Below are 18,238 nucleotides of genomic sequence, written 5' to 3'. Positions count from 1 at the left end.
CATTTCAACAGGAATCTCAAAACAAAAATCGTATATATACCATGAAATATATTTATTAATGGAGGAATTTTATGACTACTGTTATAACACTCGATATAGCAACAGAAATTGAAAATGCAGAAATACATATGCTCTCTTCTAGATTAGAGAGACTACAAACAATGAGCGGAAACCCAATGCAAGTGCAAATGAAAAAATTCGGTAGTGCCACTGCCTTTTCATCAAAAATAATTGCTGGTCCAGCTTTTAATACGGTAAAAGGTATTACATTTACAAATACAGATGAGATAGATGAAATCGTCTCTTATTATCAATCGCTACAAATCCCTTGTCGTTTTGAAATTACACCCGCTCAAGGTACAGCCAAATTATTTCAATACTTATCTCAAAGAGGATTTTACCAATCCAGCTTCCATACCGCTTTATATAGTATACCGAGAGAAGACCCTTTCCTTCTTCCTTCTAACATTTCAGTACGCGAACTAAAAGAAAATGAATTTCATATTTTTTCAGACATATACGTACGCGGATTTAACATGCCATCCTTTACAAAAGATGGCGTCCATCAAAATAACGAAATTCTCTACAATAAACCTGGCTGGCATTTTTTCATAGCCGAAGTTCAAAACACTCCTGCGAGTATTGGTGTCCTGTATATAAATAATGGGATTGCATCATTAGCTGCTTCTGCTACTTTGCCAGAATTTCAGCGTAAAGGCTGTCATACTGCATTAATTCAAAAACGAATAGAGACGGCTATTGAATCCAACTGTAACTTAGTAGTTGGACAAGCAAAGTTCGGTAGCAGCAGTCAAAATAATATGGAACGTGCCCATATGAAAATTGCTTATACGAAATCAATATGGACTGCAAAAGACATGTAATTTACATTCTTTCTCTTCTCATTACAATTTTATACATTTTATGACACTTTCTTTTCTACCCTATTAATCATTTGAATATTCAAACTATATTTGTTACGCTATTACTAGATACATCATTCAACTTGCACTATGAAAAGAGAATTCTAATCAAACTACAAGGAGGAGAAATGTATGACTAAACATGATCATGGTTTAAAAGAAAAAGTAGAAGGTGCTATTGATAAGGTAAAGGGTGAAGTAAAAGAAGTTGTTGGGAAAGTAACTGACAATAAGAAATTACAAGCTGAAGGAAAATGGGATAAGGTGAAAGGCACTGCTAAAGATACAGTTGGTAATGTGAAAGAAAAAGTACATGAATATAAAGAACATAAGAAAGGAAAATAAAAAAGAGCCCATCGGCTCTTTTTTATTTTCCTTCATTCTTCTCTAACACGTATAAATCTTCTTCAATATTCGTTAATTTCTCACTTACAAGCTTTCTTGCATCTCCAATTGCTTGATTGTATGCAAATGGTCCAACTAATTTAATCATCTCTTCTATTAAACGCTCTGCTTGGAAACGTCCAATTTCATCTAAATCTTCTTCCATGAAAAATTGCTGAATTTGTGCTACAAGCTCTTCTTTTTTATCATTTGGTATTTTTATATTCATCATCGTTGTTACTCCTCTATATTTAAGATAATATCTTCCTTAACTCTACCATAGAAAAACGATTACCAGGACAGCTTTTTGTAACTCCTTCTAACTCCCTATGACCGAGTATATTCTCTTTCTTTATAGCAAATTGCTTCATAAATATTTTACATAAAGAATATAATGCATTCACTTGTGCAGGAGTTGGATCGTATTTATCAAAATTTCCCGTCATACATATTCCAATTGTATGGCGGTTATGATCTTTCGCATGCGCTCCAATATGTAAACCTCGTCCTTCCACTACAGTTCCGTCCTCTTCGATAAAATAGTTGTAACCAATCCCGCTCCACCCTTTTACAGTTTGATGAAATTCATGCGTTTTATACACGTCCCATCCATCTTCAGCTGTATGGTGAATAATCAGTTTGTTTACTTTTTCTAAAGGAACTAATTCATCTTGAAATGTTAGATTGACACGTTTAATTTCCATTTGAACTGCCTCCTCTTAAAAATCAATCATAATAATCGTTTTATCATCTGGTCTTATTCTCTTTTCCCCTTCCAGCTCTTCAATGATTGCTACATATTCGTTTATACTATTCTTTCTTATATATGCAACTGTTTGTTCGAGTGGCCAATCTGGGTGAAATAACCCGTCTGAACAAATAAAAATTCCACTCACTTCATCTATATGTAATTCACCATGTTGTAAATAATGTATCGCTTCTTTCATTCCATTTGCAACTGAATAACCATTTGGCATATTTGCAAGATAACGATTGTACTTTAACTGTTCTCGAACATCTTGAAAAACATGTTCCTCCGGGACAGATAAACCTTTCTTACGATCTTCTTCCCTCTTCCTTTTTGCTCGGTTACTAATTCCTTTAACTGTGTCTTTCGTTAATACTTGCATCGTTCCATTTTGAAAAGTTGCGACAATCATACAGTCCCCAAGCTGCGCATATTCAATTTTCTCACCATCTATTTGAACTGCCGCAATACATGTACACCACAAATGATCTTTCTTTCTCGTATCTACTTTATATTCCAACATTTTGCTTTGCAATGCTTCATTTGCTTTTGCAACTGCAAATCGTAACCTATGATTCTCTCGTAATGAAGTAAAATAACTTGCAAATAAATGCGAAGCGATGTATGCTCCATTATGTCCATTTTCATCACCAAACGGGACAAGTGGTGTTGCACCGTCACATACACCATAAATCTTTTTTTCTTTATTACAAAAATAAGAATCCTCACATTCTTGCTTCAACGGGCTTTTCTGTTGATATGTTTTTATCTTCACAACTGTATCCCCTTTCAAATAATAAAATACTCAAATTCTTTTGATTAATCTAATTTACCGAAATAAACTGTTTTTACCCAAAACTTTCAATATCATATATAATCTTGAAATAATATGAATTTTTCAGTGAAGGACGGGAAAGAAATGGTCAGATTCCTTGGTGTTATTATCGGTTCTATTATTATTGCGGTTGCCTTTAATCTTTTCCTTATCCCCCACAAAATTTTAAGTAGTGGAATTGGCGGAATTGCTATTATTTTAGGAATTGTAACCCCTGTAAACACAGGCATTATTAACTTTGTATTAAACTTACCTATCCTTATTTTAGGGTACATAGGTCTTGGAAAAAAAGTAATTTTTAACACAGTTGTCTCTGTAGTTGTATTATCTGTTGCATTATACTACGTTCCAGTAAAAGTCGTAGCAACAGATCCATTGTTATCTTCTATCTTCGGAGGTGTCATCGCCGGAGCTGGTATTGGTCTTGTTTTCAACTGTAATGGATCCACTGGTGGATTTGATATTATCGGTATGCTTTTATCCCGCAAGCGAGACATTAAACTTGGCGGATTCCTTATTATTTTAAATGCAGTCGTTGTAATAATCGCAGGATTCTTCTTCACCTGGGATGTTGCACTTACAAGCTTACTTTCAATTTATGTAACTGGTAAAGTAATTGATGCTGTTCATACAAAACATCGTAAAGTTACACTTATGATTGTAACAAATGAAGCAGAAAAAATGAAAAAACAACTTCTTTCAACTGTTGTACGTGGAATAACGTTACTTGATGGCGAAGGTGCTTATTCAAGCGAGAAAAAGCGTGTACTTATGACCGTCGTTTCTCGTGAAGAATTAGCAAGTATGAAACTAACAATTTCTGAAATCGACCCGAATGCATTCGTTAATATTACAGAAACTGTAGAAGTATTAGGACTTTTCAGAAGAAGTTAAAGACTAGGTGGGAATCCACCTAGTCTTTATTTTGCATAAATTCAATTCGGTTTCCAAATGGATCTGACACGTAAAATCGAATTACATCTGGCCGTGCATAATCATCAATCACTTTAACACCTTGCTCTATAAGTGTTTGCTTAAATTCATTAATTTCATTCACATAAAAAGCTGGATGAGCCTTTTTAGCTGGTGTAAAGTTCCGCTCCACACCAATATGGATTTCTTGATTTCCGCATTTAAACCAACATCCACCTCGTTTTTTCAACTTTTCTGGCTTTGGAATTTCTTCCATACCAATCGTATTCCCATAAAAATCACGCGCCTCTTCTTCACACCCTACAGGTGCAGCTACTTGCACGTGATTAATCCCTTGAATATAATTTTTCATTTTCTCTCCCCCTCCTCTACCCTAATGTTATACGGAAAACAGCCGTCTGTAACTTACAAGAGGTTTATAAAACAATATAAGCTCCCCTTATTAACATCCTGCATTCACCTTGCAAAAAATAAAAAAAACAAAATTTATTCTATAACTTCCATTTTTTATAGAAATACACATTACATCTATATTATAGTTATGAATAGACAAATCTTTTTAGATGCTATTTGTACGGAGGAACTATTATGAGTCGTAAAAAATATTCACCAACTCAAAAAAAACGTCATCCGAACATTTCTAGACGTTTGCGAAACCATATACAAGATCGTTCATTAACAGAAATGTACGCATCTCTGTTCGAACACAATCCTGATAGTATTATTTCATTAAATTTAGAAGGAGTTATTCTACATATAAATCCTTCTGCCGAAAGAATATTAGGTTACACTTCTTTAGAATTAGAACAGAAAAATATTACCTCTATTTTAGAAGCCCATATTTCTGAGCAAGTATTACAAAATATAAAGAATACTGAAGCGGATAATCAACAAGAGTATATCTTATCTATTTATCATAAAAATGGATTCTTATTAGATGTTGTGACAAAACTAGTTCCTATTTTTGTTCAAAATCGTCTTACTGGCGTATATGCTATTATGAAGCCGCTTGAAAAATCAGAAAGAATTGAGAATATGCTAAAAGAAAGTGAGAAGAGATTACGTACATTAGTAAACTCCATGCCTGCCTTTGTTATATTTAAAGATCATGAAGGGCGCTGGCTTGAGGCAAATGACTACGCACTTTCTTGCTTCAATTTCCATCATGTACCTTACCATGGGAAAAAAGATAGCGAACTCATTCAATATAATGAAGCATACCGAGAAGCTTTTTTACATTGTGAAGAAATTGATGAACTAGCATGGCAACAAAGACAAATTCTTCATGGCGAGGAATTTATTATACATAGAGATGATTTCGATCTAATCTTAAGTATATCAAAAGTCCCGCTTTATCATCCTGACGGTTCTCGCAAAGGTCTTATCGTGATGGGGAGAGATGTTACTGAGCTAAAAGAAACTGAAAAGTTATTACGAAAATCTGAGAAGCTCGCAGTAGTCGGACAACTGACAGCTGGAATTGCCCATGAAATTCGAAATCCACTCACTTCTCTAAAAGGTTTTCTAACGTTGCTCCTCCCTGAAATAAATGAGGAGCAAAAATGGTATATCGATGTTATGTTAAGTGAGATTTCACAAATGGAATCCATCACGAGTCAATTTATGGCGATGTCTAAGCCACAAGTATTATCTATCCAAACTTGTAACATACAAACTTTAATTGAAGAGGTAGTTACATTTATTTTACCGACTGCAATTATGCATAGCGTTCATATCATCATGGATCATTTTGATTACGTATATGATATTCAATGTGACGGTAACCAATTAAAACAAGTTTTTATAAACATATTAAAAAATGCGATAGAAGCGATGCCAAATGGCGGAAATATTTTCATTCAAACAAAACCATTAGAGGATAATTTCATCTTAATACGAATTATCGATGAAGGTTGTGGCATTCCAGAAGATCGTATCTCCCGTCTAGGCGAACCTTTTTATAGTTTAAAAGAAAAAGGCACAGGACTAGGATTAATGATGTGTTACAAAATAATTGAAGAACATCATGGTAAATTACACATTTCAAGCGAATTAAATAAAGGTACGATTGTTGATATTGAGCTACCACTTTCTTCATCTCATCTTGCAATCCAGTCTTAAATAAAAAAGAAGCATCTGCTAATCGTTAGCAGATGCTTCTTTTTTAAAATGCTTTGTCATACCACTCTTTTGCTTTTTCTACTTCACCCATCGTTAATTGATGCCCTCGATTTTCCCAATGTATTGTTACATTCGCGTTTGCATTTTCTAATAGTACCTTCAATTCCTCGGACTCTGCTGATGAACAAATTGGGTCATTTGTCCCAGCAGCAATAAACACAGATTTCCCTGCTAAATTTGCTAATTGCATTCCTCTTCTTGGTACCATTGGGTGATGAAGCACAGCACCTTTCAATGCATTTTCGTAATGGAATAATAAGCTTGCTGCGATATTTGCCCCATTCGAATAACCGATAGCTACAATGTTATTTCTATCGAATTTATATTCTTTAGCCGCTTCATCTAAAAATTCATTTAATTCCTTCGTACGGAAAATTAAATCCTCTTCATCAAAAATGCCTTCTGCTAATCGGCGGAAGAAACGCGGCATCCCATTCTCTAACACATTTCCCCTAACGCTTAATACCGACGCTTCCGGATCAACTATTTCTGCAAGTGATAGTAAATCTAATTCATTACCACCTGTGCCATGAAGTAATAACAACACTGGTTTTGACGTATCTTTTCCTTTTTGAAAAACATGTTTCATCATAATCCTTTTCCCCCTTCAATCACTTTAATCTAAATTTCTCACTTCAAATGGTAAAAGCGTTTGTTCAATCTGTTTTCTATGTTGTTCATATTGTTCCGGTAACTTTAATTCCTCACCCATCGTCTCTAACGATTCATCATGAGCGAAACCAGGAGGATCTGTTGCAATTTCAAATAAGATTTCACCATGTTCTCTAAAATAAATCGCGTTAAAATAATTTCGGTCTTGTACAGGAGTTACGTGATATCCAAAACGAGTCATATGCTCTTTCCAGTCTAGCTGATCTGCATCGTCACTCGCTCTCCAAGCAATATGATGAACTGTGCCAACGCCCATTTGGCCACGACCGATTGTTGATAATTTCAAATCAATAATATTTCCAATGTCAGCAGAAGAACGGAATCGAACAAATTCACCCTCTTCTCCAATTTTCTCAAGACCCATAATATGTTCTAACAATTCAGCTGTTTTTTGAGGCTGTGCAGATAAAAGAACAGCACCTCCAAACCCTTTAATTGCTACTTCTGGTGTAACTTCTCCAAAACTCCAATTATTTAATTCGCCTTCTTCTCTTTCAACTAATTCTATATGCAAACCATGCGGATCATCAAATTCTAAATACTGTTCTCCAAAACGAGTCATTTTTGTATACGAAACATCGAATTTTTCTAATCTATTTTCCCAAAACTCCATTGCACCTTTTGGTACAACGTAAGACGTAATTCCTACTTGACCATCTCCAATAATACCTTGACGAGCACCTGCCCATGGGAAAAACGTAATAATTGTTCCAGGCTTTCCTCCTTCATTTCCAAAATAAAGATGGTACGTACCTGGATCATCAAAATTCACTGTTTGTTTCACTAAACGTAACCCCAATACACCAGCATAAAAATCTACATTTTCTTGTGGATGTCCTACGATTGCTGTAATGTGGTGAATTCCCATCGTTTTCTTTGTCATTTTCTCCGCCCCTTTTTATTTCATTTTAAAAACTTTTATTCATTAAAATTCATTATTCATTTTGTCCATACTGAAAAGTAAAATCCGTCATTATAATCTTATCTCGAATTCGAGATATTAATTATAATATCACACTTGAATGTCTACTTTATCAAAATCATCTCAAATTCGAGATAATTCTCAAAAAATATTTACTCTATTTAAAATCTGTATTCGTAACATAAATTATCTTGAACTCAAATTTATTATAAGTTGCTTACTTTTAGTTGTCAACGAATTCCGTATTTTCATTTTAAATAAAAAGAGAGTAAACGCCAGTTTCGTTTACTCTCTTCGCTAATTATTTCGTTTCCTCTTCCAGCACTGCTTCCATCTCATTAAATTCACGATGAACTGCCTTAACGGGTTCTTTCGTTAATAAACTTACAACGATAACAGTTAATAAACTACAGAAGAATCCAGGTACCATTTCATACATAGTCGCTTTTAAACTTGGAATTTGTACCCATGCTATAACAACTACTGCACCAACAATCATACCTGCAAGAACGCCCCACTTATTCGTCCTTTTCCAATATAAACTTAATAAAATAGCTGGTCCGAATGCTGAACCAAATCCAGCCCAGGCATAACCTACAAGTGTTAAAATTGTATCACTTGGATGATACGCTAAAACAACTGCGATCATAGCTACTACTAATACTGATAATCTACCGATAAATACAAGTTCTCTGTCACTTGCGTTACGACGGAAAAATGTTTTATAAAAGTCTTCCGTTACTGCACTTGAAATAACAAGTAATTGTGAGGAAATACTACTCATAATCGAAGCCAAAATAGCTGATAATAAAAATCCTGTAATGTATGGATGGAATAAAATATTTGAGAATGTTACAAAGACCATTTCTGGATCTTGTAATGTCGCATTATTTTTAGCATAATAAGCGATACCAATTAGACCAGTAAGCATTGCACCTATAATTGAAATCGTCATCCAACCGATACCGATTCTACGAGAAGTTTTTAAATCTTTAATAGAGGTAATTGCCATAAAGCGGACAATAATATGTGGTTGACCAAAATACCCAAGACCCCATGCTAAAAATGAAATAATACCAAGTATTGTAGTCCCTTTAAACATATCTAAATGTGATGCATCAACTTGCTTAATCGTATTGAATGTTTCTGTTACACCACCGACATCCGTAAAAGCAACAATTGGCACTAGTACAAGCGCAATAAACATAATACACCCTTGCACAAAGTCCGTCCAACTTACGGCTAGAAAACCACCAAATAGTGTATACGCAACAACGACACCCACTGTTACAAATAAACCAATTTTATAATCAAGGTTAAAAGAATTTTCAAACAAACGTCCACCTGAAACTAAACCAGCCGACGCATAAAATGTGAAAAATACTAAAATGACGATAGCGGAGACAAAACGAAGTATTTTCGTACGATCTTTAAACCGATTTTCTAAAAAGTCTGGAATCGTAATTGAATCATTTGCCACTTCTGTATACGTTCGTAAACGCGGGGCAATGATTAAATAGTTTGCATAAGCACCTATTAATAAACCTATCGCAATCCATACACTTGATAATCCTGTTGCATACATCGCACCAGGTAATCCCATTAGCATCCAACCACTCATGTCAGAAGCACCAGCTGATAAAGCTGTAACTGCTGGACCGAGTCCTCTTCCGCCTAACATATAATCTGATAAATCGGATGTCTTCTTATAAGACCAATATCCGATATACAACATACCTGCCATATAAATAGCAAGCGAAACCATAATTTCAATCTTCACCAAATCTCTCCCTTAGCCCATAAGCCATTCAAAATTTCGAAAAATGACTTTTTCTATTTTCTTGTATTCGCTTATGGTTCCCTACCTTAACAAACATTTTTTGTTCTTTCAAGTGAACGAGCACTTTTCATTACATGTGAAAACCTTTATAAACGCCTTTATCCCAGTGGATTACAATGATTTTTCAAGAAATTTAAGTAAAAATATTCAGAAAATTAAACGATGTTTTTTTCACACCTTATTTTCATTCGTTTACCCGATAAATTTTAAAAGAAAAAGCCATACAAATGTATGACTTTTAGCTTATTGACATCTCAATTTTCTCTTTCTCTACATATACTTTACGAAATTTCATATAGCATCCAATACGCCAGGGTACTATATAACAAACCGCAAGAGTGTAGAAAAGAATGCCAATTGACTTTGGATCTAAACCTTGTAAATGTCTTCTAAAATAAGCACGTAAAAGAACGATAACTAAAAATGTAGCAATAAAAGCGATACTTTTTTTCGCATAAATTTGGCCATCTTCTCTAACTTCATACCCACTTAAAATAATAAGTGGAATTGACAATAACAGACCGATCCCAGCAGCTATACCAATTTGCCAACCAACAAGTTGTATCGGTGCAGCATATAAAGAAAAACCTGGTAATAAGAAGAATAATGGCAATAGTAATCGTCTTCCTTTATTTTTAATTGGTCGATTCATAGAACGCATGCGTCTAAATATAACGAGCCCTATGACGAGTAAAAAAATTGTAATACTGTACGAACCTTGCTGCAAGTGAATCTCTCCCTAAAAATAGTCATTTTTAAAAACACTTCCCTATTATACTCCTAATTTTTCCAAACAATATGATTATTCCTCTGAAAAATCTTACATATCAAATATACTTTTAGATTTGATTTACTATAGGAAACAATTCCGAAAGAGGAACTACTCTCCCCATCTCGTCTTTAAACACAATATGCTCTCTAGTTAAATGGCGCGGGCTCTTCACTCCCGCTGCCGCTGCTAATGAAAATAAACTATATCTCATACTAATAATATAATTCATGACTCGCCACTTCTTCTCATACGGATCTAACGCTTTTTGATAATGCGGATTCGTCGTGGCTACACCAGATGGACATTGGCCAGAATTACATTGAAGGGCCATAATACAGCCGCTTGCCATCATAAATCCGCGGGCTGAACTTACAGCATCCGCTCCAATCGCTAAAGCAATCGCCACTTTATCTGGTGTGATTAATTTCCCCGATGCAAACACTTTGAATTTGTCCCGAACACCATAATGATTCGCTGTATCAATACATGTCAGTAACGCTGGAATAAGCGGCATTCCCATACTATCTGCCATCGATTTATACGTCGCTCCTGATCCACCTTCTGAACCATCAATTGTAATGAAATCTGGATAGATATTTAACTCTTTCATCGTTTTAAATAAATCTTCCAAAGGCTCCTGCTGACCAATTACAATTTTCATTCCAACTGGTTTACCGCCGCTTTCTTGCAACTGTTGAATAAAACAAAGTGTATCCGTTGCATTCTTTAAAAATGAAAATCGATTCGGTGAATTAATCGTCTCTCCCTTTCTGACGTTGCGAACAGAAGCAATTTTCTCATTTACTTTTTGTCCCTCTAGATGACCACCACGTATTTTAGCACCTTGCCCAAATTTCAATTCGAATGCTCTAATATTACTTTCTTTTGCTTTCTCCCTGAATTTTCCCATTGAAAAATTACCGTCCTCATCGCGGTATCCAAATAACCCTGGACCAATTTGCGCAAGGATATTTGCTCCTGTATGTAAATGTTCTGGAATAACGCCACCTTCACCAGTATTAATCCACGATCCGCCTGCCATTTTTGCTCCAAAACCACTCGCTAAAATATAATTTTCTCCAATCGCGCCGTAAGAAGTCGCAGATGCACCAAACATACCATGTAGCTTCCACGGATATTTACGGTTCTCACCGACTATAATTGCATCATCTTCTTCGTACAGCCAAAGATTCGTTGTATCCGCTGTCAATTTTTCTCTTCTTGAAAATAACCCTTCTTTATGAATCACGTACTTTTTACCTTCTCGCTCTTGCGTGAGATTCACACTTAATTCCTCAGTCAATATCGGAAATAATGTATTAGCAATATAATAGCCAGAAGCTTCAAAATCTCGTTTTGATCCAAAACCAAGTATTTCAGAGCGATATTTCGCTAAAAACATAACACTTTGAAAATCATAACGTGAGAAAGGCTTTCCATCCGTATCATGATCAAACCAATATTGTCGAAATTCAGGCCCTATCTTTTCCAGTAAGTAGCGCATTCTTCCTAAGTATGGATGTAACTTTAAAATAGAATGATGTGTTCGTTTTTTTATAAAAAATGTAATGATAAAAAAGACGATTAAAAGCAACATTAAAAATAGTAATATACTAATAATAACGAGTAGCGTTTCACTCATCCCGCTTCCCCCTATAAAATCCCATAATAAAAGGAGAACACTCGATGTGTTCTCCTTTTATCTTTATTCATACTAACGTAACAAGATGCTCTTTCGCGTCATATTCAACTAAACTTTCAGCATGTTTAATTCGATGAACAAAGTCTGGATTAGCAATTAACGGTCTGCCGAATGCCACTACATCAATCGTTCCTTCTTGCAACGCTTTTTCGGCCTCTTTCGGATTTAAATTACCAACCCCAACAATTGTACCATCCCAATATTTTCTTACTAGTTGATGAAAATTCTTTCCGTCAGCAATTTCTTGCGTATAATTCATCGTTGAAGGATGGATCATCGTTAATCCAACTTCTTTGAACATATTTACGAACGTTTCAATTGCAAGCTCAGGATTTTCCCACATATAAGTAGGATTATCACCTTTGAAAGCAGAGAAGCGAAGAAGTGTTTTATTAGCTCCAACAGCTTCTATTACAGCAGCCGTTACTTCTTTCATAAACGTTAACCTTTGTTTTAAATTACCGCCATATTTATCTGTTCGCTTATTCGCAGAGTCATACGTAAATTGATCAATTAAATATCCGTGTGCACCGTGAATTTCTATTCCATCAAATCCAGCTTCGATTGCATTTTTCGCAGCTTGTGCGTATTGACCAATCACTTCTTGTATTTCTTCTAACGTCATTGCTTCTGGCGTATCAAACGGTTTACGAAAACGTGGAACATTTCCCTCTGCAGCGATAGCAGATGGTGCTTGCGGCATTTGGCCACCAATTATTTCATGATGACTCATACGCCCAACATGCCATATTTGAGCAATAATCGTCCCGCCTTCTTTATGTACTGCCTCTGTAACAGGTTTCCAAGAATCGATTTGTTCTTGTGTATAAATTCCTGGTACTCCTGGATTCCCTTTCGCTCTTGGACTAATGACAATTCCTTCTGTAATAATTAATCCAACTCCGTCAGCAGCACGCTTTCTATAGTATTCCACTACATCAGCACCCACTGCTCCAGTCTCATTATCTGCAAAGCATCTTGTCATTGGTGCCATTGCTATACGATTACGAAGAGACCAAGCTCCAATTTGAATTGGATCAAACAACTTTGTTTCTTCAACGTTTTCAAAAGATCCCCCAGCGTTTACATTTGTTCCTTCATAAATACTCGCTGCTTTATTACTTGAACTTGTCATCTTTCTTCCCCCTAAAAAATCTTACTATAATCGCATCATACTTACTTTTAGATAGTAACGTCAATTTTTACGACTTTACAATAAAAAATTCGAATATAAAAAAAAAAAAATGCTATAAATAATATTAAAAAGGTTTCCTTAGAAGGAAACCTTTTTTGTTGAACATATATGGTTGTCAATTCATTTATCTCTTTAATATAAAAAATACCTTATCAATAGAAGTGAATATGGTTCAGTATTCTTCTAAAAATAATAACTTATATACCTAAAACAATGAAAGCCCTACCTCTCTTTCATCCTTACGGCTCCTCGTCCGTGCCAGTGTGAATCAGGATTGCAAAAATCAAGTAACTATTTTATCGAAGTATTCAATTAAACTTCGAACATTCATAAATGAAATTAAAAAATAAAAATGGATTTGATTGTAGTAATAACAATAGAGGTAATGCTCTAAAAGTGGTGTGAAAGAGTTGAATGTCTTTGAAATGATAAATTTTCTATAATTATGTTCCCAAAAAATTCAAGATCTTTTTTGGGATATAATACATTATTTGTAATGAACCTTAACAAAAGCTTTTTATCTGATTTTCTGTGATACCTTCAATTAATCCCAGCTCACTAATCAAAAATTCATATGCGTTATCTAACATCTTCTTTTCGCTTGCATTAAGTGCTTTTTCTTTCTGTATACGCATTAAATCACGCACAACTTCAGCACCTTCTTGCATTTTACCCGTCTTTATTTTATCAGTGTTCAATTTATACCTTTGTTTCCACGTAAGTAATCTATCTGACTCCCCATGTTGAAAAATATCCATTATGTGTACTAATGCGGTTATATCCGTAACTGGTCGTATATTCGAATTCGATATTCTCCCTGCTGGAATCATTAGTTCCATATTACTAGCCGACATTTTTATAACATAATACTGTTGTTTTTCTCCTGAGATTTCCTTCTCTTCTATGGCTTTAATTATACCTGCTCCCTGCATTGGATAAACAATGTTATCGCCAATTTGAAACAAATAATCCACCTCCATATATGGTAACCTTCTCAAGCTTAACATACTTTTAGTTTTTTAGCAAAAATTTTATTTTATCATAAAATTATTTTACAAGTCAACACTTCAGAAGCAAGAAATTAAATTTACACAATACACTATAACAACCCGCAATTTTATTAACGGTTCCATACACATTCATTCTCTTTTAACATAAAAACACATCACTACTTTTGAGTAGTAATGTGTTTTTGATAATGCATAGATAAAGATCTACTTTTCCGTCTATATACTAACCCGCTTACTAATTGTTTCCCTCGCTAAAAGAAAACTCATAATTACTTGCGCAGCTACTCGGCTCGTCATATCCCTAAAATCAAGAGTTGGATCAATCTCTACTATATCCATTCCTTGAACGAGCGGTTCTTTACCAAGGAATTCAATCGCATCTAGTAAAGTCGTACTATCCATTCCACCAGGCCCAATTGCTGGACAACCTGGTGCAAACGCTTGGTCTAGTACATCCATATCAAGAGAAATATAAATAGAAGTCACACCTTGTTTTCTTAATACTTCAATACTTTCCGTGATAATATCTTTTATTTCTCGCTCTCGTACGTCTTTCATTGTATACACTGTTACGCCATGCTCTATTGCATATTCATGGTACGCACGTGCGTTAGAAAAATTACGAATTCCAATTTGAACAAGTTGTTTCCCTGTAATGACATCATTTTCTAATAAACTACGGAATGGTGTACCATTTGACGGGCCTCCATCATCTAAATTACGTAAATCATGATGAGCATCAAATTGAATAATCCCGACCTTTCCTTTACTGTTTGTAAAGCCTGTTATACTCGGAAAACTAATCGAGTGGTCACCACCAAGAACGATTGGTACCATGTTCGGATTTACTTTCGTTACATGACCAACTGTTTTCGCAATTCGGTTATGACTTTCTTTTATATCCGTCACATGCATCGTGATATCGCCGCAATCATATAAGACACTTTCTTTCATATCGTGTTCTTCTGTAATTGCGTACGTACTATATGCATCTAACATCGCACGAATTGTTTTTGGAGCAAAACTTGCTCCTGAATGACTAATAGATGGCTTAGAAAGGGGTGCTCCAATTAAGGCAGCACCGAATATTTCTACGCCTTCCTCCCAATCTTTAATCATCTCACTCCATTTTGTCACTTCACGATCAATAAACTTTGCATTCTTCTTTAAATAGTGGCCGTGCTCCACGATTGTTCACCTCTTGTATATGCAATATTACCATTCTTCCATACTGTATTCACATGACTTACGCCGTAATGATACGGTACGTAAGCATAATTATAAGCATCCCATAAAACTAAATCTGCCTTACGACCAACTCTAATTTTCCCAGCTACATCACCACGGTTAATGGCATATGATGAGTTAACCGTTACGGCATTCCACACTTCTTCTGGTGTCATTTTCAGTTTTAGCATCGCAATGCTCATAATAAGCTGAATATTTTCAGTTGGACAGCTACCTGGGTTAAAGTCTGTAGCTAACGCAACTGCAACACCTTCATCAATCATTTTACGACCACGAGCAAAGCTTTCTTTATTTAAATAGAAAGTTGTTCCTGGTAATAATGTTGCTACTGTATTCGAGTTTGCAAGCATTTCAATCCCTTTATCAGAAGCGCCAACTAAATGGTCCGCTGATGCTGCACCAATTTCTGCCGCTGCTTCCGCACCACCAAGAGGGTCTATTTCATCCGCATGAATTTTCACATCAAAGCCAAGCTCTTTCGCTTTTAATAAAAACTCTTTTGATTCTTCGACAGAGAACACACCTGTTTCACAGAAAATATCAACGAACTCCGCTAATTGCTTCTCTTTCATTTCTGGCAATAAGTCTAACATCCATTGTAAAAATTCTTTCGATCTACCTTTATATTCTTTCGGAACTGCATGAGCACCTAAAAATGTGGAAACTAAATCGATCGGATGCTCTTTTTGTAATTGTGCTGTTGCCTCTAATTGTTTCCATTCCGTCTCATCATCTAATCCGTAACCGCTCTTCGCTTCTACAGTAGTAACTCCGAAAGATAGCATACGGTCTAAATGGAATTTCGCTTTTTGAACAAGTTCTTCCTTCGACGCCTGTTTCGTTGCATTTACAGTTGAAAGAATACCTCCGCCTTGTTCTAAAATTTCTAAGTACGGAACTCCTTGTAATTTTAGTGCGATTTCATTTTCGCGAGATCCACCAAATACAAGATGAGTATGCGGATCAACAAGACCAGGAGAAACCATTTTCCCGCCGCAATCAATAACTTCTTTCGCCTGAAGTCCTTTCGCTTCTTCCGCTGTTCCAACGAAAGTGATTACATCATTTTCAATTCCAACCACACCGTTTTCGATAACAGGAAGCGTGTTCATCGCTTCCCGCCTTAACAAGCCATCTTCTTGATCCATTGTTAGTAATTGACCGATATTTATTAGTAAAGTGTCCAGCATGTTTTCTCCCCCTTATTTCATCATTGGAATGTTAACGCCTTTTTCTTTCGCAGTTTCCACTGCTAAGTCATATCCTGCATCAACGTGACGAACAACACCCATACCAGGGTCAGAAGTTAATACGCGCTCAATACGTTTTGCTGCTGCTTCTGTTCCATCTGCAACAATAACCATTCCAGCGTGAAGTGAATAACCCATACCAACGCCGCCACCGTGGTGAACAGATACCCAACTCGCACCGTTTACACTATTAATTAATGCATTTAAAATTGGCCAGTCTGCTACTGCATCACTACCGTCTTTCATCGCTTCTGTTTCACGGTTTGGAGATGCTACTGAACCGCAATCTAAATGGTCACGACCAATAACGATCGGTGCTGATAATTCACCATTTGCCACCATTTCATTAATGATGCGGCCAAACTTCGCACGCTCACCGTAACCTAGCCAACAAATACGTGATGGAAGCCCTTGGAACTCCACTTGTTGACGCGCCATACGAATCCAGTTACATAAATGCTCATTGTCAGCGAATTCTCGTAAAATTACTTCATCTGTTTTATAAATATCTTCTGGATCACCAGAAAGAGCTACCCAGCGGAATGGTCCTTTTCCTTCACAGAATAATGGACGAATAAATGCTGGAACAAATCCTGGGAAATCGAAAGCATTTTTCAAACCTTCATCGAAAGCAACTTGGCGAATGTTATTTCCATAATCAAATGTAATTGCGCCTTTTTCTTGCATCGCAAGCATTGCTTCTACGTGCTTTGTCATACTTTCTTTTGATAATTGTACGTAACGTTCTGGGTCTTCTTCACGAAGTTTCGCTGCCTCTTCTAACGTATAACCTACTGGAATATAACCGTTTAATGGATCATGAGCAGATGTTTGGTCCGTAACTAAGTCAGGGATAATATTACGATTTACTAACTCAGGTAAAATTTCTGCTGCATTACCTAATAATCCAATTGAAATAGGCTCTTTCTTCTCTTTATACTCGTTTGCAATAGCCAATGCTTCTTCTAATGATTCTGTATACTTATCACAATATCTCTTTTCAATACGACGATCGATGCTGCGCTTATCTACATCAATAGCAATGACAACACCGCCATTCATCGTTACAGCAAGAGGTTGTGCACCACCCATACCACCTAAACCAGCAGTAAGTGTTAATGTACCTTTTAATGAACCATCGAAATGTTGACGAGCTGCCTCACCAAATGTTTCATATGTTCCTTGTAGAATCCCTTGTGTTCCAATGTAAATCCAGCTACCAGCTGTCATTTGTCCGTACATCATAAGTCCTTTTTTCTCTAGTTCTCGGAAGTGATCCCAATTCGCCCATTTTGGTACTAAGTTTGAGTTCGCTAACAGAACGCGCGGTGCATCTTCATGTGATTTAAAAATGGCAACTGGTTTTCCTGATTGAACAAGTAACGTTTCATCGCTTTCTAACGTTTTTAATGAATCTACAATTGCATTGTAGCTTTCCCAGTTACGAGCTGCACGGCCAATTCCGCCATATACAACTAATTCTTCTGGTTTTTCAGCAACTTCAGGATCTAAATTGTTCATTAACATACGAAGTGCAGCTTCTTGCACCCACCCTTTCGTTTGTAACTCTGTACCTCTTGGCGCGCGAATTGTTTGTTGTACTTTTTCCATTTCAATCTCTCC

The 18,238-nt window shown here is 35.9% G+C and carries 18 protein-coding genes; 4 read left to right on the top strand and 14 right to left on the bottom strand.

Features of this window, described 5'->3' with window-relative positions:
* Positions 1–71 precede the first annotated feature (71 nt).
* A complete protein-coding gene (locus DN403_RS08645; protein WP_086397740.1) occupies positions 72–884 on the top strand; it encodes a GNAT family N-acetyltransferase in 813 nt (270 codons plus the stop codon).
* A 171-nt stretch (positions 885–1,055) separates the two neighbouring features.
* Positions 1,056–1,268 carry a CsbD family protein gene (locus tag DN403_RS08640; protein WP_074790231.1) on the top strand — a complete coding sequence of 71 codons (213 nt, stop codon included), beginning with the start codon at positions 1,056–1,058 and terminating at the stop codon, positions 1,266–1,268.
* Positions 1,269–1,290: 22 nt separating this feature from the next.
* Here DN403_RS08640 and DN403_RS08635 read toward each other — a convergent pair whose 3' ends face one another.
* The 3 genes from DN403_RS08635 to DN403_RS08625 are packed head-to-tail and all read right to left on the bottom strand — an operon-like array spanning position 1,291 to position 2,848.
* Positions 1,291–1,539 carry a DUF2164 domain-containing protein gene (locus tag DN403_RS08635; RefSeq protein WP_000981064.1) on the bottom strand — a complete coding sequence of 83 codons (249 nt, stop codon included), beginning with the start codon at positions 1,537–1,539 and terminating at the stop codon, positions 1,291–1,293.
* A gap of 19 nt (positions 1,540–1,558) precedes the next feature.
* The gene (locus tag DN403_RS08630) at positions 1,559–2,011 is read right to left on the bottom strand and encodes a peptidoglycan recognition protein family protein (RefSeq protein WP_000403998.1); all 453 of its coding nucleotides are present in this window, start codon (positions 2,009–2,011) and stop codon (positions 1,559–1,561) included.
* 15 nt (positions 2,012–2,026) lie between these two features.
* Positions 2,027–2,848, bottom strand: a complete 822-nt coding sequence (locus tag DN403_RS08625; RefSeq protein WP_002162635.1) for a protein phosphatase 2C domain-containing protein — start codon at positions 2,846–2,848, stop codon at positions 2,027–2,029.
* A 126-nt stretch (positions 2,849–2,974) separates the two neighbouring features.
* On the opposite strand from DN403_RS08625, the gene DN403_RS08620 reads away from it, so the two are divergent.
* Positions 2,975–3,784, top strand: a complete 810-nt coding sequence (locus DN403_RS08620) for a YitT family protein (RefSeq protein WP_000251344.1) — start codon at positions 2,975–2,977, stop codon at positions 3,782–3,784.
* Between the two features lie 19 nt (positions 3,785–3,803).
* Here DN403_RS08620 and DN403_RS08615 read toward each other — a convergent pair whose 3' ends face one another.
* Positions 3,804–4,175 (bottom strand): VOC family protein, encoded by a 372-nt coding sequence (locus DN403_RS08615; RefSeq protein WP_000800779.1) that lies wholly within the window; start codon positions 4,173–4,175, stop codon positions 3,804–3,806.
* A 236-nt stretch (positions 4,176–4,411) separates the two neighbouring features.
* Here DN403_RS08615 and DN403_RS08605 point away from each other — a divergent pair, with 236 nt between their 5' ends.
* Complete coding sequence (locus DN403_RS08605; RefSeq protein ID WP_000087650.1) at positions 4,412–5,944, top strand: BA3702 family sensor histidine kinase; 1,533 nt, start codon at positions 4,412–4,414, stop codon at positions 5,942–5,944.
* Positions 5,945–5,987: 43 nt separating this feature from the next.
* On the opposite strand, the gene DN403_RS08600 is transcribed toward DN403_RS08605, so the two are convergent.
* The 10 genes from DN403_RS08600 to hutU all read right to left on the bottom strand — a co-directional run bounded on the left by DN403_RS08600 (position 5,988) and on the right by hutU (position 18,226).
* Positions 5,988–6,596, bottom strand: coding sequence for an alpha/beta hydrolase (locus DN403_RS08600; RefSeq protein WP_000975496.1), 609 nt, complete (start codon positions 6,594–6,596; stop codon positions 5,988–5,990).
* Between the two features lie 24 nt (positions 6,597–6,620).
* On the bottom strand, positions 6,621–7,559 hold the full coding sequence (locus DN403_RS08595) for a ring-cleaving dioxygenase (protein WP_000163260.1): 939 nt from the start codon (positions 7,557–7,559) through the stop codon (positions 6,621–6,623).
* Positions 7,560–7,899: 340 nt separating this feature from the next.
* Positions 7,900–9,378, bottom strand: a complete 1,479-nt coding sequence (putP, locus tag DN403_RS08590) for a sodium/proline symporter PutP (RefSeq protein WP_000687593.1) — start codon at positions 9,376–9,378, stop codon at positions 7,900–7,902.
* 298 nt (positions 9,379–9,676) lie between these two features.
* Positions 9,677–10,165 (bottom strand): cytochrome c biogenesis protein CcdC, encoded by a 489-nt coding sequence (locus tag DN403_RS08585; protein WP_001183916.1) that lies wholly within the window; start codon positions 10,163–10,165, stop codon positions 9,677–9,679.
* A 112-nt stretch (positions 10,166–10,277) separates the two neighbouring features.
* Positions 10,278–11,852 (bottom strand): FMN-binding glutamate synthase family protein, encoded by a 1,575-nt coding sequence (locus tag DN403_RS08580; protein ID WP_000005159.1) that lies wholly within the window; start codon positions 11,850–11,852, stop codon positions 10,278–10,280.
* A 67-nt stretch (positions 11,853–11,919) separates the two neighbouring features.
* Positions 11,920–13,047: an alkene reductase gene (locus DN403_RS08575; RefSeq protein WP_086397738.1), complete on the bottom strand. Its 1,128-nt coding sequence runs from the start codon at positions 13,045–13,047 to the stop codon at positions 11,920–11,922.
* Positions 13,048–13,610: 563 nt separating this feature from the next.
* Positions 13,611–14,072 (bottom strand): CarD family transcriptional regulator, encoded by a 462-nt coding sequence (locus tag DN403_RS08570; protein WP_170264802.1) that lies wholly within the window; start codon positions 14,070–14,072, stop codon positions 13,611–13,613.
* Between the two features lie 261 nt (positions 14,073–14,333).
* Positions 14,334–15,305 carry a formimidoylglutamase gene (hutG, locus tag DN403_RS08565; RefSeq protein WP_000399844.1) on the bottom strand — a complete coding sequence of 324 codons (972 nt, stop codon included), beginning with the start codon at positions 15,303–15,305 and terminating at the stop codon, positions 14,334–14,336.
* Positions 15,284–16,555, bottom strand: coding sequence for an imidazolonepropionase (gene hutI / locus DN403_RS08560; RefSeq protein WP_000887549.1), 1,272 nt, complete (start codon positions 16,553–16,555; stop codon positions 15,284–15,286). The genes hutG and hutI overlap by 22 nt, the downstream gene beginning before the upstream one ends.
* Before the next feature lie 12 nt (positions 16,556–16,567).
* A complete protein-coding gene (gene hutU / locus DN403_RS08555; RefSeq protein ID WP_000416938.1) occupies positions 16,568–18,226 on the bottom strand; it encodes a urocanate hydratase in 1,659 nt (552 codons plus the stop codon).
* Positions 18,227–18,238: the final 12 nt, after the last annotated feature.

This window comes from Bacillus sp. AY2-1 (assembly GCF_008368965.1).
Taxonomy (GTDB): Bacteria; Bacillota; Bacilli; order Bacillales; family Bacillaceae_G; genus Bacillus_A; species Bacillus_A thuringiensis_S.
The sequence above is the reverse complement of the archived record's forward strand: the minus strand, read 5'-3'. Positions and strand labels throughout refer to the sequence as shown.

What these genes read in the sequence shown, in the direction of transcription:
- DN403_RS08645 (WP_086397740.1), top strand. Translation starts at nt 72, where the DNA reads ATGACTACTGTTATAACACTCGATATAGCAACAGAAATTGAAAATGCA.
- DN403_RS08640 (WP_074790231.1), top strand. Translation starts at nt 1,056, where the DNA reads ATGACTAAACATGATCATGGTTTAAAAGAAAAAGTAGAAGGTGCTATT.
- DN403_RS08635 (WP_000981064.1), bottom strand. Translation starts at nt 1,539, where the DNA reads ATGATGAATATAAAAATACCAAATGATAAAAAAGAAGAGCTTGTAGCA.
- DN403_RS08630 (WP_000403998.1), bottom strand. Translation starts at nt 2,011, where the DNA reads ATGGAAATTAAACGTGTCAATCTAACATTTCAAGATGAATTAGTTCCT.
- DN403_RS08620 (WP_000251344.1), top strand. Translation starts at nt 2,975, where the DNA reads ATGGTCAGATTCCTTGGTGTTATTATCGGTTCTATTATTATTGCGGTT.
- DN403_RS08615 (WP_000800779.1), bottom strand. Translation starts at nt 4,175, where the DNA reads ATGAAAAATTATATTCAAGGGATTAATCACGTGCAAGTAGCTGCACCT.
- DN403_RS08605 (WP_000087650.1), top strand. Translation starts at nt 4,412, where the DNA reads ATGAGTCGTAAAAAATATTCACCAACTCAAAAAAAACGTCATCCGAAC.
- DN403_RS08600 (WP_000975496.1), bottom strand. Translation starts at nt 6,596, where the DNA reads ATGATGAAACATGTTTTTCAAAAAGGAAAAGATACGTCAAAACCAGTG.
- DN403_RS08595 (WP_000163260.1), bottom strand. Translation starts at nt 7,559, where the DNA reads ATGACAAAGAAAACGATGGGAATTCACCACATTACAGCAATCGTAGGA.
- DN403_RS08580 (WP_000005159.1), bottom strand. Translation starts at nt 11,852, where the DNA reads ATGAGTGAAACGCTACTCGTTATTATTAGTATATTACTATTTTTAATG.
- DN403_RS08575 (WP_086397738.1), bottom strand. Translation starts at nt 13,047, where the DNA reads ATGACAAGTTCAAGTAATAAAGCAGCGAGTATTTATGAAGGAACAAAT.
- hutI (WP_000887549.1), bottom strand. Translation starts at nt 16,555, where the DNA reads ATGCTGGACACTTTACTAATAAATATCGGTCAATTACTAACAATGGAT.
- hutU (WP_000416938.1), bottom strand. Translation starts at nt 18,226, where the DNA reads ATGGAAAAAGTACAACAAACAATTCGCGCGCCAAGAGGTACAGAGTTA.